This is a genomic window from Aeromonas sp. 6P (assembly GCF_051919525.1).
GTDB classification, from domain to species: Bacteria; Pseudomonadota; Gammaproteobacteria; order Enterobacterales; family Aeromonadaceae; genus Aeromonas; species Aeromonas veronii.
Window position 1 is genome coordinate 3,006,527 of sequence record NZ_JBQBEO010000002.1, and the last position, 22,486, is coordinate 3,029,012.

Consider the following 22,486-nt stretch of genomic DNA (forward strand, 5'->3'; position numbering starts at 1 on the left):
CCATTAGCAATCGTATGGACTCAGCGTGAGGATAGCGGTAGATTCGGCGCCCAATCCTGAACAGGATCTGTGTCTCCCTCCCATAATGAATCCACTTATTCATTACTTCTCCTAACACAGGGATAGCCATGAGTATTACACGCAGAGATTTTCTCAACGGCGTTGCCATCACCATTGCGGCAGGCGTCGCCCCTATCAATCTGCTCAAAGCTGCCGAAGGCGGCAGCACGCTGGCGGATAAAACCCTGGCCTACCCGCCCGCCCTCACCGGCCTGCGCGGTAACCACCCGGGCTCTTTCGAACCGGCCCACAGCATCGCCCGTGATGGCAAGCAGTATGATTTTGCCAATATTCCCCTAGAGGGAGAGGTCGATCTGGTGATCGTCGGCGCCGGGATCAGCGGTCTGGCCGCTGCCTGCTTCTATCAGCAACTGCTCGGCGCGGATAAGAAGATCCTGCTGCTCGACAACCACGATGACTTCGGCGGCCACGCCAAGCGCAACGAGTTCACCACCCCCGATGGCCTGCGTCTGGGTTACGGCGGCAGTGAGTCCCTGCAATCACCGCGTTCGGTCTACAGCCCGGTGGCGCTCGGGCTGCTCAAGGCGCTGGAGGTCAACATCGACGAGCTGGCCGCCGGTTTCCAGCAGACCTTCTATCCGGATCTGGGGCTGAGCCGCGGCGTCTATTTCGACGAGAAGCACTTTGGCGTCAACAAGATAGTGAACGGCGATCCGGGTCACAACGTGGCGGATGACATCCCGCGCGATCGCCTGAACGGTCGGCCGCTGGCAGAGTTTATCGGTGACTTCCCCCTCGATGATGCCGACAAGGCCGCCCTGTTGGCCCTGCACGAATCGAAGATCGACTACCTGAGCGGCATGACCCGCGAGCAGCAGGATAAGTGGGTGACTCGCAACAGCTACACCACCTTCCTGCGCGATAAAGTGGGCCTCAGCGAGCGGGCGATCACTTACTTCCAGCAGCGCACCAACGACTTCCAGGCGGTCGGCATCGACGCCACCGCCTGCGCCGATGCGCGCCTCTGCGCATTGCCGGGGTTCGACGGCCTCAATCTGACGCCGCTGGATGCCGAGGAGCAGGCGGAGCTGGACGACCCCTACATCTTCCACTTCCCCGATGGCAACGCCGGTCTCACCCGCCTGATGGTACGCAAGCTCATTCCGCAGGTGGCGCCGGGTCACACCATGCAGGATGTGGTGCTGGCCAAGTTTGACTACAGCAAACTCGACCTGCCGGAGCACAAGGTGCAACTGCGCCTTGGCAGCACGGCGCTGCAGGCCAAAAACGTGCGCCTCGCCGACGGCAAGCTGGCGGTGGATGTCACCTACATCAAGGAGGGGAAACTGCACCGGGTGCGGGCCAAGCAGTCGATCATGGCTGGCTACAACATGATGATCCCCTACATGGTGCCCGAGATGCCGGAGCCCCAGAAGGAGGCGCTGCGCCAAAATGCCAAGGCGCCGCTGGTCTACACCAAGGTGGTGATCAAGAACTGGCAAGCCTTCGTCAAGCTAGGGGTACACGAGGTCTACTCCCCCGCCGCACCCTACAGCCGGGTCAAGCTCGACTATCCGGTCAGCATGGGTGGCTACGAGCATCCCAAGAGCCCGGATCAGCCGATGTGCCTGCACATGGTCTATGTGCCGACCCTGCCGGGCAGCGGCCTCTCGGCCCGCGAGCAGTCCCGCAAGGGGCGCGCCATGATCCTCGGCATGCCGTTCGAGCAGCATGAACAGATGATCCGCGAGCAGTTGCAGGGGATGCTCGGCAGCGCCGGTTTCAACCATGAGCAGGATATCCTCGCCATCACGGTCAACCGCTGGTCTCACGGCTACTCCTATGTCACCAACACCCTGTTTGATGACGAAGCGCAGTGTGAAAAATGGATTGAACTGGGTCGCCAACCGATCGGCAACATCACCATCGCCAACTCGGATGCAGGCTGGAGCCCCTACGCCCACGCCGCCATCGACGAAGCGTGGCGCGCCGTCAACGAGCTGGTTGCCATGAGCAAGGGAGGTGCCCAATGAGCCGCGCCCTGTCACTGACCGCCAGCGCCCTGTTGCTGGCCCTGCCCGCCCTTGCCGCCAACGCAGCCCCCGCCATGTCTGCGGGGGAATACGTGGCCAAGCTCGGCGATTGCGCCGCCTGTCACACCAGCGAAACCAGCAAGCCGCTGGCGGGCGGCAAAGGGTTCCCGACCCCCATCGGCACCGTGTTTGCCACCAACATCACCCCCGACAAGACTCACGGCATCGGCAACTACAGCCTGCCGGAGTTCATCAAGGTGATGCGTGAAGGGGTGGCCCGCGACGGTCATCGCCTCTATCCGGCCATGCCCTACACCGCCTACGCCAAGATGAGCGATAAGGATCTCGAAGATCTCTATCACTATCTGATGAAGGAGGTACAGCCGCTGGCCATCGCCAACAAGGAAAGTGACATCCCCTGGCCCCTCAACATGCGCTGGCCGCTGATGGGCTGGAACTGGGTCTACCACGATGACAGCCGCTTCACCCCGGTGGCGGGCAAGAGCGAAGAGTGGAACCGTGGCGCCTATCTGGTGCAGGGCGCCGGTCACTGCGGCAGCTGCCACACTCCGCGCGGGCTTGGCATGCAGGAGAAAGCGCTTACCGAGGCGGACCCTGTCTACCTGAGCGGGGCGGCGCTGGATGGCTGGTATGCCCCCGACATTCGCGGCAGCCGTTACAGCAAGCAGGCGCTGATCGATCTGCTGAAAACCGGCCGCAGCCAGCATGAAGCGGTCGCGGGCCCCATGGGGGAAGTGATCACTCACAGCAGCCAGTATTTCAGCGACGCCGATCTGGCCAGCATCGCCACCTATCTCACCGATCTGAAAGATGAACCGGTGGCGGAGAAAGGGGCCCGCGCCTACGCCAGTGCCAGCGGCAAGGCGGACTACGCCATGTACTGCTCCACCTGTCACGGGGTCAACGGCCAGGGCAATGACCACGTCATCCCCTCGCTGGTCAACAACCGCACCGTGCTGGCGAGCGATCCGTCGAGCCTGATCAACGTGTTGCTGCACGGCGCCGAGACCCCGGTCACCCACGGCCATCTGGGTTACCACATGCCGGGTTATGGCTGGACCATGGATGACGAGCGGCTCGCCGAGCTGGTCAACACCCTGCGCGCCTCCTGGGGCAATGAAGGCACCGCCGTCAAGGCGGCGGCGGTCAAGGCCCAGCGCGAGCTGCACGGCAAGGAGTAAGGGCTGCCAGCTCTCTCTTGGCCAAGTGCCATAAAAAACGGGCCTCCACTGGAGGCCCGTTTGCTATTGATGAACCAGGTTCCGGTGCTTATCCCTTGCGGGATTTTGGCCCCGGCAGTGGCGCCGTTGGCTGGCGGTAATCGCCATAGGGGAAGATATTGCGAAAACGCTGGGCCACCGGCTCGGGGATGGAGCGGGAGAAGATCAGCTTCACGCCATCGCCATCACGCTGCCCCACAATGCGACCGCGCACCGTGTCGTGGCGCAGGATCTGCTTGGCATGCTCAATAAAGGCGGGTGACACCTTGCCCTGCTTGACCACTACCTTGCCGGGGGCAAGACGGATCTCGAACAGGGCGCCACGCCCCAGCTTCATCAACCACCAGATCAGCGCAATCGCAACTATCAAGGAAATCCAGGCCATCTTCATCCCTCCCAAGCTCTTGATATCAGGCAGTATAAGCGGCCGTGCGCTCCGATTGTTTGGCGCCGATCACAGCCCCCGCCTCAGCGCAATAGCGCCCCTTTGCTCAGCAATCCTTGCCCCAGCCCACCAGCGTCTCGCGATAGAGCGCCAGCAAGGCTTCATCGCGCACCGCCACCCCGACCTGCTGCGGACGATAGGCTGCCCAGTCATCGTGGGAGTGGCGTTTGCCATCGAACTTTTGCAGGGTGTGGCCGATGGCCGGGCCGCTGGTGATCACCCGTACCGGCCCCTCGCGCAGGGTAAAGAGGGTCGGATCAATCACATAGGCGATGGCGGACGGATCGTGAACGTGGCAACCGGAGAGCCCCAGCTTCTCGGAGTAGAAGCGCAGGTAGAAGCGGCTCACATCCCACAGGAAGCGGCCCGGCTCCCCCGCCTTGTCCCTGAGCTCATCCAGATAGGCGCTGCTGAAGAAGCTCTGCTGGGTCACATCCAGCCCGATGATCACCACAGGCCAATCGGCGGTAAAGACCCGGTCGGCGGCATCGGGATCATCGTGAATATTGGCTTCGGCATAGGGGGTGACGTTGCCGCGATGGCCGTTGACGCCAAAGGCGCCCCCCATCACCACCACCTGTTTCACCAGCGAGACAATCTCGGGCGCCTGTTGTAGCGCCAGCGCCAGATTGGTCAGCGGGCCGATAGTGACGAGAGTGATCTCCCCCGGCGCGGCTTTGACCGCCTCGACAATATATTGCCAGGCGGGACGGGGATCCGGAGCGATAGTCACCTCTCCCGCCTCCATGTCGCCAAAGCCGCTCGGGCCGTGGACTATGGTGGTGGGGCCGACCGGCTCGCGTAGCAGCGGGGCGGCAGCGCCTTTGGCCACATCCGCCTTCATGCCGTACTTCTGCTTGAGCCAGAGGGCGTTGCGGGTGCCATTGTCGATGGTGGCGTTACCAAAAACTGTGGTGATGGCGAGCAGCTCGATGGCGGGGTGGGCCTCGGCAAACAGGATGGCCATGGCATCGTCGATACCCGGATCGGTATCCAGAATGATTTTATGGGTCATGATAAATTCCTACGGTGACAAACCCTGCGACAAAAGGGAGAGTCTACCCGGCTGACGGCCTCGTATCCCGGCATGGGATCACAGAGCGGGCCTTTGCTCCCGGCAGCGGGGGCGCTGCTGGCGACAATTAGCATAAAAAACGCGGCCCTGTTGCCAGCGCCGCGCCCTTTATCGTTGTTCGTTATCTGCTATCTGGCAGTGATCTGCCTGACCGGATCCTCAGTGTTTGCGGTGCCAGCGTGGTGAGGTCGCCTTCTCCCCCCAAGGGGTGACGCAGGGGAGCAGTGCCCCTTCAATCACCATCTCGCTGCCTGCCAGCGCTTCGGCGATCTTCTGGTGCAGCACCCGCAGTACCTTGCCCTCGTGCTCGGCCAGAGAGTGGCCCGCGGCAAAGAATTCCGGCTGATATTGCAATGCCAGCTTCTGGGCGAATTCGTAGGTGTTGAAGCAATCCGGCATCCGCTCAACCACATCTTCAAGCCGGGCCAACAAGCTGTTCAGTTCCCTGGTCATAGTGCTCTCTCCGTGTAGGTTAATAGCCAAAAACTACCCCTTATTAGATAAGTCACCAACGAGCAAACCACAAAAGTGTGGGGAGACACACAGTTCTCTCTTGCGTCTGGCTCGAGGTGAACGGGAGAGAGCTTGCCAGCTTTACATTCCGGTAACAAACAACTAGATTTAGACCGACTAATCAGTCGGTCATTTTTCATGCGGAGAACAACATGGGTGCAGCGCAGCTTCAACACACTCCTGAGGATATCCTCGCCATCAAATTGTCCCTGCCGGATCAGCTGGCACGGCTCAAGCGGGCGAGTCTGGCTAATCCCATGCCTACCCTGGCCGAGCGCCGGGCGCAGCTGACCAAACTCAAACAGGCGTTGCTCGCCCACAAGGGGCCGCTGTGCAAGGCGCTGGCAGCAGATTATGGCCAGCGCAGCCACTACGACAGCCTGATCGCCGATGTGCTGCCCTGCATCATGCAGATCAACTACACCCAGAAGCGGCTCAAGCGCTGGATGCAGCCCCACCGCCGTCACACCGGCCTGCTGCTGGCCCCCGCCAAAGTAGAGGTGCACTTCCAGCCGCTCGGGGTGGTCGGCATTATCGTGCCGTGGAACTTTCCGGTGATGCTGAGCCTTGGCCCCCTCATCACCGCCATCGCGGCGGGCAACCGGGCGATGCTGAAACTCTCCGAGTTCACTCCCCATACCAATGCCGTGCTGCGCACCATGCTCACCAGCGTATTTGACGAAAACGAGATCGCCATCATCGAAGGGGATGCCCAGATGGCGGCGGCGTTCAGCTCACTGCCGTTCGATCACCTGCTCTTTACCGGCTCCACCATGGTGGGCAAGCTGGTGATGGCCGCCGCCGCGCCCCAGCTCACCCCCCTCACCCTTGAGCTGGGTGGCAAGAGCCCTTGTCTTATCGCCCCCGACATGCCGGTCGCCACCGCGGTCGAGCGGATGATCTTCGGCAAGAGCCTCAATGCCGGGCAGATCTGCGTCGCCCCCGACTATGTGCTGCTGCCCCGCAGCGAGGTGGATAACTTTATCGCCGCCTATCGCCGCCACTTCAGCAAGCTCTACCCACAGGGGCTCAATAGTGCCGACTACGGCGCCATCATCAACGACCGCCAGTATCAACGTCTCGTCAGCTGGCTGGATGAAGCCGAGCAGGCGGGTGCCCAGCTCCACCCCTGTGGCAACCCGGCCCGCGACGACCAGCGTCGCCTGCTGGTGCCCCACCTGCTGACCGGGGTGCCGGGCCAGTGTCAGGTGATGCAGCAGGAGATCTTTGGCCCGCTGCTGCCGCTCATCCCCTACGACACCCTGGAGGAGGCGCTTTCCTATGTGGCCGAGCGGCCCCGCCCGCTGGCCCTCTATCTGATAAGCTTCGACCCCGAGTTGCAGGCGCGAGTGACCCGGGAGACCCACTCCGGCGGCATGGCGATCAACGAGAGCCTGTTTCAGGTGGCGGCCGACGATGTGCCGTTTGGCGGCATCGGCGCCTCCGGCATGGGCCACTACCACGGCCACGAGGGGTTTCTTACTTTCTCCAAGGCAAAAACCGTGCTGACCCGCGGCAAGTTCACCACCGGCTCCCTGATCCATCCCCCCTACCACAGCTGGATCCAGAAGCTGATGATGGCCTTCTTCCTGCGCTGATGGAGATGACCATGAACCAGGCTATCCCGCAGCCACAAAACATGACCGACAAGCGCCGCCAGATCCTGGATGCCGCCCTCGCCCTCTGCGCCGAAGATGGCCTGCAGGGAGCTGCCACCGCCCGTATCGCCAAGGCGGCCGGGGTGGCCAACGGTACTCTGTTCCACCACTTTCCGAGCAAGGAGGCGCTGATCCTCGCCCTCTATCAGGATGTGAAAACCCGGATGGGGAGCGCCATCCATGAAGCGGATCCCGCCCTGCCGCTGTACGACCAGACCCGCCACTACTGGCAGCTGGCGATGGAGTGGATGCAGGCTAACCCCAATGAGCTCAAATTTGTGCTGGGCTTCTTTCACTCTCCGCTGCTGGCCAGACCGGCCCGCAGCCAGATCCTGAACGATGCCCTGCGCTTTCTGCCTGCCCTGCTGGCAAAGGGGCAGGCCAGCGGCGAGCTGATGCAGGCCCCCGCGCCACTGTTGCTGGAGGTGTGTCAGGGCCAGTTCCTCGCCTGCGCATCACTGTTTGTCGATCAACCGGAGCTGGGACAGGACGACTACTGGCAAGCCAGTGCGTTCGCCCTCTTCTGGTCAGCCATCTCAGGAGCCAATCCTCATGCAAACACGGATGTTTGAACCTGCGGCAGCCCTTGGCCGCCGCCTCTGGATCACCACTCTGCTCTGGGTGGTGGGTCGTACCCTCTGCCGCGCCGCCCGCACCGATGAGGCGGTACGCCGCGAATTGGCGCCGTTGCCGGACGGGCTGGCTATTCGCCTCGAAGTGGGCGGCATCGGCTATGCCATGAACATGCACAAGCAGGGGGGGCGCTGGTATCCCGGCGCGCCAGTCGCCCCTCATGCCACCATCCATCCGCTACGGGTGCGCTTCAAGCATCCCAATATCGCCTTTCGCGCCCTGAGTTTTCGGCTCGGGGTCAATCAGGCATTTGGCGAAAACCGGCTGCTGGTGGAGGGAGACCTGACCGTTGCCATGCATCTGGTACGGGGGCTTGAGCAGTTGCAGTCCCTGATCCTGCCCGCCTTTATCGCGCGGCCGCTGCTGCGCCACTATCCCGCCCCGACCAACAAGATCGGCCGGGCCTGCAACATCTATCTGGGTCTGGTGACCGGCTAACGCGCAAGGAGCCTTGAAATGAGCCGCTATTACGATTTCTTCTGCCCGGTCAAACTGCTGGCCGGTGAACAGGCGCTGGAGCAGCTGGCCAGCGAGCTGGCCAGCCTCGGGGCCCGTCGCCCGCTGCTGCTGACCGACAAGGGGGTCAATGCTACCGGCCTTGCCACCCTGCTGGCCAATGTGCTGGCCGAAGGGGAGCTGCCGGTCGCCGCCATCTGGGACGAGATCCCGGCCGACTCTTCCACCGCCGTGGTGGAGCGGATCGCCAAACGCTATCGTGAGCTCGACTGCGACAGTCTGGTGGCGCTGGGGGGCGGCTCAGTCATCGACACCGCCAAGGCAGTCAACATTCTCACTTCCATGGGGGGGGAGCATCTGCTCGACTACTCGGGTGCCGGTTGCCTGACCCGTCCCCTCAAGCCGCTGGCGGTGGTGCCCACCACGGCGGGCACAGGATCAGAAGTGACATTGGTTGCAGTGATCAAGGATGAGGCGAGCGGGCGCAAGGTGCCCTTCACCTCCCCCTTCCTGCTTCCCCAGCTGGCGGTGCTCGACCCGCGCCTGACCCAGGGGCTGCCCCTCAATATCACCGCCGCCACCGCCATGGACGCCATGACCCACGCCATCGAAGCCTTTATCGGCACAGCGAAAAACCCAGTGAGCGATGCGCTGGCCCTGATGGCAGTGGAGAAGATCGCCAGCGCCCTGCCGCAAATCATCCACGACCCGCAAAACAAACAGCTGCGGCTGCAACTGGCGGAAGGCTCCACGCTGGCTGGCATGGCATTCTCCAACTCCATGGTGGGGCTGGTGCACGCCCTCGGCCACAGTCTGGGAGCCCGCTGCCATCTGCCCCACGGGCTGTGCATGAACCTCTTTTTGCCGACCGTGCTCGACTACAACCGCCCCGAGGTGGATAGCGAGTTGGCCCGGCTGCTGTTGCCGCTGGTGGGGGCAGAGCGCTTTGCTGCCACCCCGGCCCATCAGCGGGCGGAGGCGACCATCACAGCCATTCGCACCCTGCGCGACACCTTGTGGCAAGCGGTCAAGCTGTGGCAAGCCTGCCGCGCACCATGAGCGAGGCAGGGGTAAGCGATCGCTCGCTACTGACCGAGATCCGCGATCTTGCGATCAACGACGGCGCCCTTCTGTTCAATCGCAAGGACGCCGACCGTGAGCAGTTACTCACTCTGTTGGAGCGAGCCTGGGCCTGATCCCGCCCCTTTGCCAACACTCTTGTGTTGACACTAACGCGGTGCCCGACTCACCATCGGGCACCTTGATCTGCATCGCGATATCGATGCGCCCTCTGTCAAAGGGGGATGATATTGACCACGGGCTCTCATTATCTGTTCTATACCTTGGCTAACAGTTATGTTGTGCCGAGAGACCCAACTTTATGCCAGAGGTGCCCACCATGAGCGACATCATCCATCAGGCCAACCAGCAGCAGTTCATCTGTATAGTGGAGGGGAAAGAGTCGAGACTGCGCTACCGGCGGCTCGATGCCAAGACCATCGACGCCTACAGCACCTTCGTGCCCCCCGAGCTGCGGGTGCAGGGGATTGCCGATCAGCTGGCGCGTGCCTTCTTCAACTGGACTCAGGCGGAGGGACTCACTATAGTGCCGAGCTGCCGCTACATTGATGTCTGGTTACGCCGCAATGCCAACAACTGAACCTCTGAACACCGTCCTCGAACAGCAATTCCAAGCCAAAACAGAAGCCCTGCTGCGGGCCGATCCGCAGCGGATGGCCTGCCTGCAAGCCGCGGCCGAGCTCAATCTGCCCGACTGGGCGCTGGGAGCCGGTTTTATCCGCAACCTCATCTGGGATCACCTTCACCACAAGGCGGCGCCCACCCCGCTCAACGATATCGACCTTATCTATCTCGATAAAAGCGACCCGCAAGGGCTGGCCGAAGCGGAGCACGAAGCTTGGCTCGCCAAACGCCTGCCCGGCCAGCAGTGGGAAGTGCGCAATCAGGCCCGCATGCACACTCGCCAGCTGGTAGCGCCGTTTGCCAGCAGCCTTGAGGCGCTCAGCCACTGGGTCGAGGTGCCCACCTGCATCGGCGTACGCCTCACCCGAGATGGCGAGTTCGAGTGGCTCGCCCCCTACGGCTTTACCATCAACTGGTCGCTGCAAGTGAGTGCCAACCCCAGATGTCGTCAGGACAAACAGATTTTTACCCAGCGCATCAAGGAGAAACGCTGGCAGGCTATCTGGCCTGACCTTCAGGTAAACTGGCCATAACCTGATTGCAATCTTTCGATAACCTTGGGCACACTAGGGGAAAAGCTGGTTGTAACTCAATGGGTTAAATAATGCGCGACTTCTTCTCTCTCGAACGCTGGCTACCGGGCCTCGCCGCCCTGCTGCATTACCAGCGCGCCTGGTTGATGCCAGATCTTCGCGCCGGACTCTCGGTGGCGGCCGTGGCGCTGCCCGTCGCCATCGCCTATGCCGAGCTTGCCGGGGTGGGTGCCATCGTCGGTCTCTACTCCTGCATCCTGCCCATGCTGGTCTACGCCCTGTTTGGCACCTCCCGCCAGCTGATTGTCGGCCCCGATGCCGCCACCTGCGCGGTCATTGCCGCCGTGGTGACGCCGCTGGCCGCAGGCGACCCCACCCGTCACTGGCAACTGGTGATGACCATGACCGCCATGACCGGCTTCTGGTGCCTGATTGCCAGCCGCTTCAAGCTGGGAGTGCTGGCGGACTTTCTCTCCCGACCCATCCTGATGGGGCTGCTCAATGGTGTGGCCATCACCATCATGGTGGGCCAGCTCTCCAAGATCTTCGGCTTCACTTTCAGCGAACGTTACCTCATCGAGCGGATCGCCAGCGGGGCTACCTATATCACCCAGACCCATCTGCCCACTCTGGCCATGAGTCTGGTGGCCCTGCTCACCCTGCTGCTGGCCAAGCGCTACAAACCGGCATGGCCCTCCTCCATGGTGGCCATGGTAGTAACCGCTGCGCTGGTGTGGGGCTTTAATCTCGGCCAGTTTGATATTGCCACCCTGGGGACGGTGGGCTCCGGCCTGCCCGCGTTCCAGATGCCGGAATTTCCCCCCGGTCTGATGCGGGAGCTGGTGCTGCCCGCCCTTAACCTGGCCATGGTGAGCTTCGTCTCCATGATGCTGACCGCTCGCAGCTTTGCAGCCAAAAACGGTTACGAAATCGACGCAGACAAAGAGTTTCGGGCCCTCGGTATGGCGAACCTCGCCTCCGCAGTCTCGCAAGGCTTTGCCATCAGCGGGGCGGATTCGCGCACTGCGGTCAACGATGCCAACGGCGGCAAGAGCCAGCTGGTCTCTATCATCGCCGCTGCGGTGATCGCCCTCATCACCTTCTATCTGACTGCGCCACTGCAATACATCCCGACCGCTGCCCTCGGGGTGGTGCTGGTGGTGGCCTCCCTGTCGCTCACCGATTTTCGTGGCCTCTGGGCCCTGCGTCACTCCGATCGCTCCGCCTTCTGGCTGGCTCTGGTCACCTTTATCAGCGTGCTCACCATGGGGGTGATCCCCGGGATCACCCTCGCCGTGTTGCTGGGGCTGTTCCAGTTCCTGCGCAATGTGATGCGTCCCACCGATCAACTACTCGGCATGGATGATGAAGGGGTGGTGCGCACCTTGGGAGACAACGAACAGGCCAAGGCGATCCCGGGTATTCTGGTCTATCGCTTCAACTCGCCGCTCACCTACTTCAATGCCCCCTATTTCAAGCGGCGGGTGCTGGCCCTGCTGGTGCAGGATCCCCGAGCTCCCAAGTGTCTGGTGATCGATGCGGTCGCCTGCTTCACCCATCAGGACATCAGCGTGATGAGCATGGTGGGAGAGCTGCACAAAGAGCTGAAACGGCGCGGCATCCATATGGTGATGGCGGGTCGCCACGGCCAGATGACTCACTGGTTAAAGCAGGCGGGCGTGCGGGTAGGCGATGAGGGGATCATCCTCTGCCCCGACATGTATCAGGCGCTGCGCCTGACCCGCTGCTACCGCGAGCCGGTGTTCAAGGATGATGCGGTGGTGGAGAGCACCACTGATGTCATCCGCTCCAACTGGCCGCAGGATGATGCCCTGCCCGACTCGGCTCGCCTCACCCTGCCAAGCGAACAGGAGGCGGGCGCCACGCCAGCCTGATCCCCTGGCCGATGCAATCCTGCACAAGGATTGCACCGGCCTTGGCCTTGGTGTTAAATGCGCCCCCAGAGGGCACTCCCCCGTGCCCTCCCAGCTGTTGGACATGCCATGCAATCTCAATCCCACGCAGGCCCGGGCACCCTCTTTGCGCTGACCTGGCCGCTCTTTATCGATCTCGCCCTGCACTTTCTGACGGGCGCCCTCAATACCTTCATGGTGGGTCATGTCTCCTATCAGGGAGTGGCGGCGCTGGCGGTCGGCAATCAGGTGTTCGATCTCGCCATCACATTGTTCAGCTTCGTCAGTATCGGTACCAGCGTGGTGATCACCCAGTATCTGGGGGCGGGCGATCGGGAGAAGAGTCGGGTGGTGATCCACACCGCTATCGGCTTCAATCTGCTGATCGGTCTGGTAGCGGCCATCGGCGTGATGGCGGGGGCCAGCACCATGCTGGCGCTGATGAACCTGCCTGCCAATCTGATGAGCGACGGGACGCTTTACTTGCAGATCATCGGTCTCTGCCTGTTACCGGAGGCCGCGGCCCTCTGTCTGGCTGCCACCCTGCGCGCTCACGGCCACACCCGTCAGGCGATGTATGTGACCCTCATCGTCAACCTCATCACCTTCGTCGGCAACCTGCTGCTGCTCTACGGCTGGTTCGGCCTGCCCCAACTTGGCGTCGCCGGTGTCGCCATCAGCACGGTCGCGGGCCGCCTGATCGGCGTGGTGCTGCTGGTGTGGCTGGTAGCCCGTAAGACCGGCATTCGACTGGTGGTGCGTGATATCGTCCACCCCAGCCGGGAGATGCTGGGCAAGGTGCTCCATATCGGCCTGCCTGCGGCAGGAGAGAACCTCTCCTGGATGCTGCAGTTTATGGTGGTGACAGCCTTTGTCGGACTGCTGGGTGACAAGGCGCTGGCGACCCAGTCCTACTTCTTCCAGATCTGCCTGTTTATCCTGCTGTTTGGCCTCTCTATCGGCCTTGGCAACGAGATCATCATCGGTCATCTGGCAGGTGCCAGGCAGTTCGATCGCGCCTATCAACAGCTGCTCAAGAGCCTCAAGCTGGGGTTGGCAGTTACCTGCGTCATCGCCGTGGCGGCGGCCCTCAATGGCCGCACCATCATCAGCCTCTTTACCGATGATGCCAACATCATCACCCAGGTGGCGCAACTGTTTCTTATCAGCCTCATCCTCGAACCCGGCCGCACCTTCAATCTGGTGGTGATCAACGCCCTGCGGGCCACCGGGGATGCCCGTTTCCCCCTCTACATGGCGTTGCTCTCCATGTGGGGAATTGCCGTGCCACTCTCCTATTTCCTCGGTATCATGCAGGGTTATGGACTGGTCGGTATCTGGCTGGCGCTGGCCTGCGACGAGTGGGTGCGCGGTCTGGCCATGTTCTGGCGCTGGCGCAGTCGTCGCTGGCAAAACAAAATTCTTGTTGAAACAAAAGCGGAATCACAATGAAGAAGATAGGACTCTTGCTGGCTGCCATCCTGCTCAGCCCCCTGGCCATGGCGCAAACTGCCCCTGCCGCTCCCAAGGCTCAAGCCACCCAGACCTGGTATGTGGCCCCCATCGCCATCGATGAAACCAGCGACGCCCAGAAGGCGCTGACCAAGGACTTCATGGCCCAGATGATCAAGACCATCAAGATCAACGAGTACCAGACCGGCAAGGCGGTGGGCAACACCAAAAAGCCCAAGTGGCTGATCCGCACCAAGCTGATCCCCGCCAGCAACGAGCCGCTGGTCGGCAAGAAGCACCCGCAGGGTCTCACCTACGGCAAGGGCAATCCGACCCAGGAGATCGTCGGCGAGCTGTTGATGAACGGCACCCTGGTGGCCCACATCGGCCAGGGCTGGCGCGAGCCTATTGTCCCGGGCACGCCGGTGGCTGACAAACTCTCCATCGCCAACTATCGCTACGCCATCGGGGATCAGGCCAAGTCGGCGGATCTGGAGGAGCTGGCCGCCCAGATTGGCTTTGAAGCGGGCAAGGTGATCCACCGCGACGGCAAGCCGCTGCCCGAGAAGAAAAAGAAAAAAGAGCAGGCGGACGAAGAGAAAGAGTAACGTTGCCTGCATCCATAAAAGGGGCCAGTCGGCCCCTTTTTTGATCCTACCCCCCTCACGCCAACACTGCCCCTGTTGTGACTTGTCGCACAGTTTGGCTCACCATTCAGATTGATAAATCACTTATCTTGTTTTGATTCAACAAGTTATAAATATCCCGCCGAATACTCCAAATCATTGCCCCCAAATCCGATCAGGATCACATTTATCCCCGGCACTAAGGGGTAGCTTTGGTCTTACAGGCACAATCAAACGAAACCAAGGAGGCTCCATTACATGTTCCCAGAGTACAGAGAACTCATCTCGAAACTGAAGAGCAGTGATGTCCATTTCCAGAAGAAGTTTGACTTGCACAACGACCTGGATGCGGAGATTAGAAAGTTGGAAAAGCATCACGCCAGCGACTATAGCGCCGAGGTGAGAGATCTGAAAAAACAGAAACTCAAACTGAAAGAGGAGATATACGACATCCTCAAACAACATCCACAATAGATGCCTCGAAGAATATGCGGATAAGCAATTTATCCCCCAGCCCGGCCCACGCGCCGGGCTTTTTGTTGTTTCAGTCAATTAGTTGACACCCGAGCCTACCGATCTTGCCGGTAGTTTGTTACATTTTTCCCTTGGAATTCAGGGAATAACGGTGATGATAACATGAGCAGAAAACGATCTTTTTATCATCTCTTGCTGCTTTGCCTGTTCGCATTGAGCCACCCCCTGCAGGCCCAGGAGCCTGAACTGGAGCTGTGGCACTCCCAGCAAGCTGGTTACGTGATCGACGACGTGATCGCCCGCTTCAATCAGGAGGGGCACCACAGAGTACGGGTCACCCAGATTGAGCCGGGCAAGATCAAGGCGGATCTCCTGCTGGCGGCTCAGGCAAGGGGGCTGCCCGATCTGATGCTGATCCCCTCCGATTTTATCGGCCTCTATCGCCAGATGACCCTCGCCCCACTCCCGGCCGAGTGGTTTTCCCCCGCGCTGATGCCCAGCGCCTTGCGTTATGTCACCCTGGATAGGCAACGCTGGGGCATGCCCATGATGCAGGGCAACCATCTGATGCTGTTTTACAACAAGGCGCTGGTCTCGACTCCGGTGAGCTATTGGCAGCAACTGACTGCTATCACCCCGGCCCTCAAGGCCAAGGGGGTCTACCCCGTCAGCTGGCCCTATCACGACATGTACTACTTCGCCGCCTTTTTACACACCTTTGGCGGCTCGCCGGTGACCGAAGGGCGCATCACCCTCGACAGCCCGGCCATGGTGCAGGCGCTGGAGGCCTACCGCACCGTCGCCAGCGAACAGTGGGTCGATCCCGAGTGCGACTATGACACCGCCCTCGCCCGCTTCAATGAGGGCAAGAGCGCCTACCTCATCAATGGGGACTGGGCGTTCAATGATCTGGTGAAGAATATGGGGGATAAGCTGGGCGTCGCCCTGCTGCCCCGCTGGCAAAGCCATCCCATGCACTCCATGAGCGGCGCCTACGTGATGGGAGCCTCCCGCTGGGCGATGGATGATGAAGATCGCCAGCCCGTCATCAAGGCACTGATGGCCTTTATCCAGCGTCAGGATATTCAGCAGTTCATCTATCATCAGGGGGCGCTGTTGCCGGTCAATCAGCAGGCTTTTACCGCCATCAGCCGCCGTCCCACGCCTCAGGAAAAAGTGCTCCTGGAGCAGTTCACCCTCAGTACCCCCATGCCTTCCGACAGCGCCATGTCCATCGCCTGGCAAGCGATGGAGAAAGGGTTCGAGCGCTTTAAAGAGGGGATCAGTGCCGCCGACACCGCCCGCTATATGCAGCAGTTGGCCGATCAGCAGTACCGGCAGGTCAAAGCACCATGAAACATCGCACCTTTCGGCTCGGCCCGACCCTGATCATCATCCTGTTCACCGTCGCCCTGCTGCCGGCGCTGCTGGCCAGCACTGTGCTGCTGATCCGCCAGCACCAAATCATCGCCCAGAGCGAGCAGTCGCAGCTGGAGCGAGCCCTCACCAGCATGACCCGCGAGGCCCGCTTTCGCAGCGAGCTGATCGGCACCCAGCTCAATCAGCTCAGCCAGGATCGGGTACTCCATCAGGCCCTCGACAACTTTCTCTTCTCCAGCCATGCCCGGCTGGCGCTGGCCACCTTTGTCAAATCCAACAGCCTGCTCACCTCGGCCTACCTCATCGATGACAAGGGGTTGGTGGTGGAGTACATCAATGGCCAGGCCTCCCACCTCGAGTCGAGCAACCTGATGCCGCAGCTGATGGCCTGGGGCAAGACCCGCGAGGCAAAACAGGGCAAGCATCTGCTGCTGCCCGTCGATGATCCCGTGCTGGTCGACGACATGGAGCAAAACCGCAGCGGCGGGCTGGCGCTGGTGGCCCCCATCTATCGCAACCACCAGCGCGCAGGGGTGATGCAGACCCCTTCCGGCTTCGTGATGACCATTCTCCCCTGGCGGCAGATGGCCCAGTTGCTGGAACCCTATCTCAAGGGGAGCGAATATCTGGTGATCTCCCAGGGCGAGAACCGTCTCTACGAAGGGGCTCACCAGAGCGCCAACGCCATGGATGACAGGGAGCCAAGCAAGATGGCGCAGCCCCTGGCCATTGGCTGGCCCCAGCTGGAGCAGGAGATCACCCCCACCATCACCCTCTACAGCTACAGCAATGACAGGGTCAGCGAGCTCAACAAATCCCAACAGCTGCTGACCGTCAGCATCGCCGTCATGTTGCTGCTGGTGGCCATCGGCTGCGTCTGGCTCACCCGCTGGCTCACCCGACCGCTGCGCTCGCTGGCCGCGCTGGTGCGCAGCTATGGCAAGGGCAATTACCAGCAACGGCAGGCACCGCTGCGCTTTGTGGAGTACGACGAGGTGCGCCAGTTGCTGCAGGAGATGGCCAGCACCATCTCGGATCAGGTGCGGGCGCTCTATCAACAAAATGAACAACTGCAACAGGCCAATAGCGAGAAAGAGGCCTTCAACCAGCGGCTGCTCGGCTTCAACGACGAACTGGAGCAAGAGGTTGCCTCGCAAACGACCGCCCTGCGCTCGGCCCTGAGCCGGGAGGAGCGCAGCCGCCATATCCTGCAATCCTGGCTGCAGTTCGGTCTGCACCAGCAGCTGGATATCGATATTGCCGAGCTGGCCAGCTCCGCCCTGCTGCAGCTCTCGCAGCTCTATCCCGGCCACCGCTGGGGGCTGGTGATCCGCCGCGATGGTCAGCCTCACTACTCCCTGACCCAGGGGGTCGATGCCCCCTTGCGGGATGCCCTGCAGGAGAAACTGGCTCAACTGATGGATGAGGAGGTCAAACACTCCGAATGCCAGTGGGATAACGCACTCTGGAAGATCATGACTCTGCCCGGTAGCCAAAGTGGCGTGCTGTTTGGTTATCTGATGGTGAGCGCAGAAGGGCTGGAGTCCGAAGACAGGGCCATCTTGCGGCTGTTTGCCAAGCAGTTGGCGGTGGGCATCGAGGGGCGCCTCTTCACCGACGAGCTGGCGCGGGTCGCACGCACTGACAACCTCACCGGGCTGCCCAACCGGCAGGCGTTCGAAGAGGCCTTCCACCACTATCAAGCAGTGCTGGCGCGCCATCCGGAGCGTCACCTCGCCCTCTTCATGCTCGATCTCAACGGCCTCAAGCGTACCAACGACCAGTATGGGCACGAGGCTGGCGACGCCCTGCTGATCCAGATGGCTCGCCAGCTGCGCACCCTCTGCCGTCAGGATGAGAAGATTTTCCGCATCGGCGGCGACGAGTTCGTCTTGCTGGCGGAGGCGGATCACCTCGCCAGCCAGCTGCTGGCAGGCAGGTTGGAGGCAAGCCAGCAGCACGCCATCGTGCAGCATGGGGAGCACAGCTTCCCGCTGCGTTTTGCCATCGGCTGGAGCAGCAGCGACCAGACCCCGCTGGCGGAGCTGAGCCGGGTGGCGGACGACGCCATGTATGCCAATAAGGCGCGCTTCTATCAGGGGCAGCGATAAAAAGCGGAGGTCTGTGGCGTTGGCGAGCCTTTCGCCAACGCCCTGATCAGCTCGCAAAAATGGCGCGCAACGCTAGACGCGGCGCGGACCATGACTAAGATAGGGGCTCTTGATGTCTCGATTTGGAAGGGAGTAGGAAATGGAGTTAGTACTTGGCCCGCTGGAAGCCCGCGTCATCGGCTGTCTGATTGAAAAAGAGATCTGCACCCCGGATCAATATCCCCTCTCCCTTAATGCACTGGTCAACGCTTGCAACCAGAAGAGCAACCGCGAGCCGGTGCTGGAGCTCTCCGAGCTCGATATCCGCGCCGTGGTGGACGAGCTGATCCGCAAGCGGCTGGTGGTCAACACTGCAGGCTTCAACGCCCGGGTGCCCCGCTATCAGCACAGATTCTGCAACACCGAATTTGGCGAGCTGAAATTCAGTGCACAGGAACTTGGCATTGTCTGCGAACTGCTGCTGCGCGGCCCGCAAACCCCGGGGGAGCTGCGCTCGCGCACCAACCGCCTCTGCAGCTTCGATGATGTCACCGAGGTAGATGCGGTACTGACTCAACTCATCGAGCGTGGCCCCTACGTGGTCAAGCTGCCGCGCGAACCGGGCAAGCGCGAATCCCGCTACGCTCACCTGTTCAGCGGCGAAGTGGATATTCAGGCGATGATGGATGCCGCCCCCGCCGCGGCCTATGCCTCCCCTGCCGCCGACCGTCTGAGCGAGTTGGAGCAGGAGGTAAACGAGCTCAAGAGCCGTCTCGCCGCCATGGAAGCGCGGCTGGCTGCGCTGGATGGTCAGGGCTGACCGCCTTTACCATCGCCAATCTCTATCAGGGAGCCGGGGCTGATGTCCCCGGCTCCCTGCGTTTTTTTATCGTGAGGAAGTGCCCGTGATCACCCTGATTAAAGAGTCTGACCACCAGAAGATGCCCTGGAAAAACCAGCAGGGCACTACCAGCCAGATCCTCATCTCCCCCAAGGGGAGCAGCCTTGCCAAACTCGACTTTGACTATCGACTGAGCTCGGCCCCCATCAAGAGCGCGGGCCCCTTCTCCCCCTTTCCCGGCTATCAGCGCATTTTGCTACCGGTGAGCGGGGCAGGCTTTGTGCTCAACGGCCACCCCTACGCCACCTTCGAGGCGGCGCACTTTAGCGGCGATGAGGAGACCCACTGCGAGTTGCTGAAAAAAGAGGTGACCGATCTGGGGCTTATCTACCATCCGGATCGCATCAGCGCCAACGTGCGGGTACTGAACCTCCCCTTCCCGCTGACCCTTACCCTCGAGCCAGAGAAGACCTACCTCTGCCATCTGCTGAACGGCCAGCTGGCCGTGCAGGGCACAGAGGTGGCCATCAACGAGACGCTGGTGGTGACCGGGGAAGAGAGCATTCACTTCGAATGCCAGAAGAAGACCTCCATCGCCTTCTTTACCCTGCAGGATGTTCTCAAATAGGATCTGCCGCGGTTAAAAATTACTCACGAATATTGAAAGTTATATATCTCGGAGTAATATGGGTCTCTCATAGCTTTTGTGATGAGAGATCCTATGCAATACACACTTGATGGATTCGAAGCACCACCAGAACTCACCACTGAAGAAGAAAAAAGTAATCAACAACTACAGAAAAGAATTAGAGAGATTTTGAATGAATTTGGTTATGTTGAGGATAATAAATTAGTTAACGCCAAAACATTCAAATGCAGAGTTCCTTACGAGGATCTCTATGGGCTTAAAGCAATCAGTGCTTTTGTAATTAACCATCCAATTGATGGGTTAACTCGTATTGAACCTCATCAGCAACAAGTTTCCGGCTCTGTAGACCGTAAATTTCCTTTCTTTTTACAAAGCGCAAACAAAGCTCCTGAACAAAATGTCATCATTTTGATTGAAGGCCAAGGCCATAAAAAAGCTGCATTTGAATGGCTAAAATCCGAGGCGAAAAAATGCGCTACCAAAAATGTCAAATGCTATGACTTGTCTGAGTTTTCACTCTGGCTCTAATTTGATTAACGTTTGGGTGCCGCCCTCCACTGTCGAGGCATGCTTGCATTGTGTCATAAGGGATATAATGCTTGGTTCGGTTGTAATAAGTCCCCCCTTTCGGATGACATATACCACTACGACTTTTCTTTACCGGAGGTTCTGCTGCCAAGGCGATGGTACACACCAAGAGTAAACAACAACTGAGAACCAATTTTACTAATTGCATTTCCGTGTATCTTCCAGCGTCTTTAGAACAAAAACCTCGTCTGATGCCAGCCAATTCTGTCAGATATATAGCTCAATAGAAAAGCCGGGAAATCCCGGCTTTTGAGGCAACCGGCTCGATGCCGGTCAGCACCTTAGTTGACCTTGAAGGAGCCCTTCATCATGGCGAAGTGGCCGGGGAAGGAGCAGAAGAAGGTGAGATCCTTGCCCGCCAGACCGTCGGTCTTGAAGGTGACGCTGCTGCTCTCGCCGCCGCCGATCAGCTTGGTGTGAGCCAGCACACGGGGATCATCCTTGGGCAGATAGCCGTTCTCGGCCCCGGCGCTCATCCCGGCAGTCGCCACGGTCTGATAGTCGGCGGTGCTGGCCAGCACCCAGTTGTGACCCATGGCGGTCACAGGCAGCTTGCCGGTGTGGTTCAGGGTGACCGTCACCTCCTTGCAGGTGGCCGGCACGCTCATCTCTTTGAGGTTGTACTGCATGGCATCATTGCCTTCGATGACCAGTGCACACTCATCCGCCAGCACGGGGGCAGCCAGGGTACTCAGAAACAGCAGGGTAATCGCCTTTTTCATCATCTTCTCCTTTGATTGGCAATGGATGGCAACGACTTGGCGGATGCGGTGAACGCTTCGCAAAGATGCCGTCTAAATCGACCTTCATTTTACTCAATTGTCTTCAATCGGCTATGGCTTTTGGCCAAAGCTGCGGGCCAGGTCACCAGACGGTGCTCTACTCGCCACTCTCTCCCTCACGGATGGACGATACGACCCGCTCCCGCCACAGGTTCAAAACTGTTTAATTTTTTCTGCTCTTTTCCCTCCGATTGCCCCTATCAGGGCTCGCCCGGCGGGCGCCCCTTGGCTAAGCTAGCGCCCCGATATGAACCTTCTCCAGATGAGAGCGCCGGATGATTGCGATAACCCCCGTGGCGGCCCTGCGCGGCCTGCTGCTGACCCTGCTGCTGGCGCTGGCCGGCTGCCAGCCCACCCCGCCTGCCCAGACCCGTATTCAGGGCAAGACCATGGGCACCTACTATGTGGTGACCCTGAGCGATAGCTACCCCGGTGGGGAGCCCGCCTTCAAAAGCGACGTAGAGAGCCTGCTGGCCCGGATGAACAAGGAGATCTCCACCTACGATCCGGGCTCGCTCATCTCCCGTTTCAATCAGGGACCCGCCAACACCCCGTTTGCCATCCCGCCCGCCATGGCCATCATAGTCCAGCAGGGGATTGATGCCGGTAAGCTGACCGACGGCAAGCTGGATGTGACCGTGGGGCCTCTGGTCAATCTGTGGGGCTTTGGCCCGGACAAACGGCCGGTCAAGCGGCCCGATGAGGCAGCCATCGCCGCCGCCCGCCACAAGGTAGGGATCGACAAGCTGAGCCTGACCCCGCAAGGGGATCACTTCCTGCTCGAAAAAACGATCCCGGATCTCTATCTCGACCTCTCCACCCTTGGCGAAGGGGCGGCATCGGATGAAATCGCCACCCTGCTCGAGGGCAAGGGGGTACACAACTATCTGATCGAAGTGGCCGGTGCGGTGCGCAGCAAGGGCAACAACAGCAAGGGCTCGCCATGGAAAGTGGCCATCGTCGAACCTTCCGATCAGCCGGGGGCCTTCTCCGATATCGTCATCCCCAACGGCATGGCGCTCAGCACTGCGGGCAGCTATCGCAACTACTACGAGCTGGATGGCCAGCGTTACTCCCATATCATCGACCCCGCCACCGGCCAGCCGGTCACCCACAAGCTGGTCTCCGCCAGCGTGATCACCCCGACCGCGCTGGAGGCCGATGCCCTCGATACCGCGCTGATGGTGATGGGGCCTGAAGCGGGGTTGGCATTTGCCAAACAGCACCAGCTGGCGGTCTATCTCATCATCAAGACCGAACAGGGGTTCAAGGCCGAGTACACGCCGCAATTTGCTCCCTATCTGGCAGAAAAAAAACGGTAAGTTCAAGGCCCTGGCAACAGGGCCTTTTTCTTTCACTCATCGCGGGCAAAAGGCGGA

The 22,486-nt window shown here is 60.6% G+C and carries 22 protein-coding genes and 1 pseudogene; 18 read left to right on the forward strand and 5 right to left on the reverse strand.

Going from position 1 to position 22,486, the window contains the following annotated elements:
* The first annotated feature begins 128 nt into the window (after positions 1–128).
* Both ACTG2J_RS13865 and ACTG2J_RS13870 read left to right on the forward strand, forming a co-directional pair.
* Positions 129–2,054 carry an NAD(P)-binding protein gene (locus ACTG2J_RS13865; protein ID WP_439997607.1) on the forward strand — a complete coding sequence of 642 codons (1,926 nt, stop codon included), beginning with the start codon at positions 129–131 and terminating at the stop codon, positions 2,052–2,054.
* Complete coding sequence (locus ACTG2J_RS13870) at positions 2,051–3,256, forward strand: c-type cytochrome (RefSeq protein ID WP_042656989.1); 1,206 nt, start codon at positions 2,051–2,053, stop codon at positions 3,254–3,256. The genes ACTG2J_RS13865 and ACTG2J_RS13870 overlap by 4 nt, the downstream gene beginning before the upstream one ends.
* A gap of 88 nt (positions 3,257–3,344) precedes the next feature.
* Here the strand turns inward: ACTG2J_RS13870 and ACTG2J_RS13875 are convergent, their stop codons facing one another.
* The 3 genes from ACTG2J_RS13875 to ACTG2J_RS13885 form a co-directional block, all read right to left on the reverse strand.
* The gene (locus ACTG2J_RS13875; protein WP_005353195.1) at positions 3,345–3,680 is read right to left on the reverse strand and encodes a DUF3634 family protein; all 336 of its coding nucleotides are present in this window, start codon (positions 3,678–3,680) and stop codon (positions 3,345–3,347) included.
* Between the two features lie 106 nt (positions 3,681–3,786).
* Positions 3,787–4,755 (reverse strand): nucleoside hydrolase, encoded by a 969-nt coding sequence (locus tag ACTG2J_RS13880; protein ID WP_005337734.1) that lies wholly within the window; start codon positions 4,753–4,755, stop codon positions 3,787–3,789.
* A gap of 219 nt (positions 4,756–4,974) precedes the next feature.
* Entirely contained in the window at positions 4,975–5,268 is a 294-nt protein-coding gene (locus ACTG2J_RS13885; RefSeq protein ID WP_005353197.1) for a hypothetical protein, read from the reverse strand.
* Positions 5,269–5,480: 212 nt separating this feature from the next.
* Here ACTG2J_RS13885 and ACTG2J_RS13890 point away from each other — a divergent pair, with 212 nt between their 5' ends.
* The 15 genes and pseudogenes from ACTG2J_RS13890 (at position 5,481) to ACTG2J_RS13960 (ending at position 20,265) form a co-directional block, all read left to right on the forward strand.
* The gene (locus ACTG2J_RS13890) at positions 5,481–6,926 is read left to right on the forward strand and encodes a coniferyl aldehyde dehydrogenase (protein WP_439997608.1); all 1,446 of its coding nucleotides are present in this window, start codon (positions 5,481–5,483) and stop codon (positions 6,924–6,926) included.
* A gap of 11 nt (positions 6,927–6,937) precedes the next feature.
* Positions 6,938–7,558, forward strand: a complete 621-nt coding sequence (locus ACTG2J_RS13895; RefSeq protein WP_265783596.1) for a TetR/AcrR family transcriptional regulator — start codon at positions 6,938–6,940, stop codon at positions 7,556–7,558.
* Entirely contained in the window at positions 7,539–8,057 is a 519-nt protein-coding gene (locus ACTG2J_RS13900; protein WP_005361659.1) for a hypothetical protein, read from the forward strand. Before ACTG2J_RS13895 ends, ACTG2J_RS13900 begins: the two co-directional genes overlap by 20 nt.
* Before the next feature lie 18 nt (positions 8,058–8,075).
* Positions 8,076–9,271: pseudogene (locus ACTG2J_RS13905) on the forward strand (iron-containing alcohol dehydrogenase).
* A 203-nt stretch (positions 9,272–9,474) separates the two neighbouring features.
* Entirely contained in the window at positions 9,475–9,735 is a 261-nt protein-coding gene (locus ACTG2J_RS13910) for a GNAT family N-acetyltransferase (RefSeq protein ID WP_439989525.1), read from the forward strand.
* Positions 9,722–10,312 carry a nucleotidyltransferase family protein gene (locus ACTG2J_RS13915; protein WP_439989524.1) on the forward strand — a complete coding sequence of 197 codons (591 nt, stop codon included), beginning with the start codon at positions 9,722–9,724 and terminating at the stop codon, positions 10,310–10,312. The genes ACTG2J_RS13910 and ACTG2J_RS13915 overlap by 14 nt, the downstream gene beginning before the upstream one ends.
* 71 nt (positions 10,313–10,383) lie before the next feature.
* Entirely contained in the window at positions 10,384–12,207 is a 1,824-nt protein-coding gene (locus ACTG2J_RS13920; protein ID WP_439989523.1) for a SulP family inorganic anion transporter, read from the forward strand.
* Between the two features lie 108 nt (positions 12,208–12,315).
* Positions 12,316–13,677 (forward strand): MATE family efflux transporter, encoded by a 1,362-nt coding sequence (locus ACTG2J_RS13925; RefSeq protein ID WP_439997609.1) that lies wholly within the window; start codon positions 12,316–12,318, stop codon positions 13,675–13,677.
* Complete coding sequence (locus tag ACTG2J_RS13930) at positions 13,674–14,285, forward strand: hypothetical protein (RefSeq protein WP_005337761.1); 612 nt, start codon at positions 13,674–13,676, stop codon at positions 14,283–14,285. The genes ACTG2J_RS13925 and ACTG2J_RS13930 overlap by 4 nt, the downstream gene beginning before the upstream one ends.
* Positions 14,286–14,561: 276 nt before the next feature.
* A complete protein-coding gene (locus ACTG2J_RS13935) occupies positions 14,562–14,777 on the forward strand; it encodes a YdcH family protein (RefSeq protein WP_005337763.1) in 216 nt (71 codons plus the stop codon).
* Between the two features lie 162 nt (positions 14,778–14,939).
* Positions 14,940–16,133 (forward strand): sugar ABC transporter substrate-binding protein, encoded by a 1,194-nt coding sequence (locus tag ACTG2J_RS13940; protein ID WP_439997610.1) that lies wholly within the window; start codon positions 14,940–14,942, stop codon positions 16,131–16,133.
* On the forward strand, positions 16,130–18,268 hold the full coding sequence (locus ACTG2J_RS13945; protein ID WP_439997611.1) for a diguanylate cyclase domain-containing protein: 2,139 nt from the start codon (positions 16,130–16,132) through the stop codon (positions 18,266–18,268). The genes ACTG2J_RS13940 and ACTG2J_RS13945 overlap by 4 nt, the downstream gene beginning before the upstream one ends.
* A gap of 139 nt (positions 18,269–18,407) precedes the next feature.
* Positions 18,408–19,067: a YceH family protein gene (locus ACTG2J_RS13950; protein WP_064336484.1), complete on the forward strand. Its 660-nt coding sequence runs from the start codon at positions 18,408–18,410 to the stop codon at positions 19,065–19,067.
* 85 nt (positions 19,068–19,152) lie between these two features.
* Positions 19,153–19,716, forward strand: a complete 564-nt coding sequence (locus tag ACTG2J_RS13955) for a HutD family protein (RefSeq protein ID WP_439997612.1) — start codon at positions 19,153–19,155, stop codon at positions 19,714–19,716.
* A gap of 93 nt (positions 19,717–19,809) precedes the next feature.
* Positions 19,810–20,265, forward strand: a complete 456-nt coding sequence (locus ACTG2J_RS13960; protein WP_181221700.1) for a PD-(D/E)XK nuclease superfamily protein — start codon at positions 19,810–19,812, stop codon at positions 20,263–20,265.
* On the opposite strand, the gene ACTG2J_RS13965 is transcribed toward ACTG2J_RS13960, so the two are convergent.
* Both ACTG2J_RS13965 and azu read right to left on the reverse strand, forming a co-directional pair.
* Entirely contained in the window at positions 20,225–20,473 is a 249-nt protein-coding gene (locus tag ACTG2J_RS13965) for a hypothetical protein (RefSeq protein WP_439997613.1), read from the reverse strand. The two genes, ACTG2J_RS13960 and ACTG2J_RS13965, sit on opposite strands and share 41 nt — an antisense overlap.
* A 133-nt stretch (positions 20,474–20,606) precedes the next feature.
* Positions 20,607–21,047 (reverse strand): azurin, encoded by a 441-nt coding sequence (gene azu, locus ACTG2J_RS13970; protein WP_005337768.1) that lies wholly within the window; start codon positions 21,045–21,047, stop codon positions 20,607–20,609.
* A gap of 335 nt (positions 21,048–21,382) precedes the next feature.
* Here azu and ACTG2J_RS13975 point away from each other — a divergent pair, with 335 nt between their 5' ends.
* Positions 21,383–22,429, forward strand: a complete 1,047-nt coding sequence (locus ACTG2J_RS13975) for an FAD:protein FMN transferase (RefSeq protein WP_439997614.1) — start codon at positions 21,383–21,385, stop codon at positions 22,427–22,429.
* Positions 22,430–22,486: the final 57 nt, after the last annotated feature.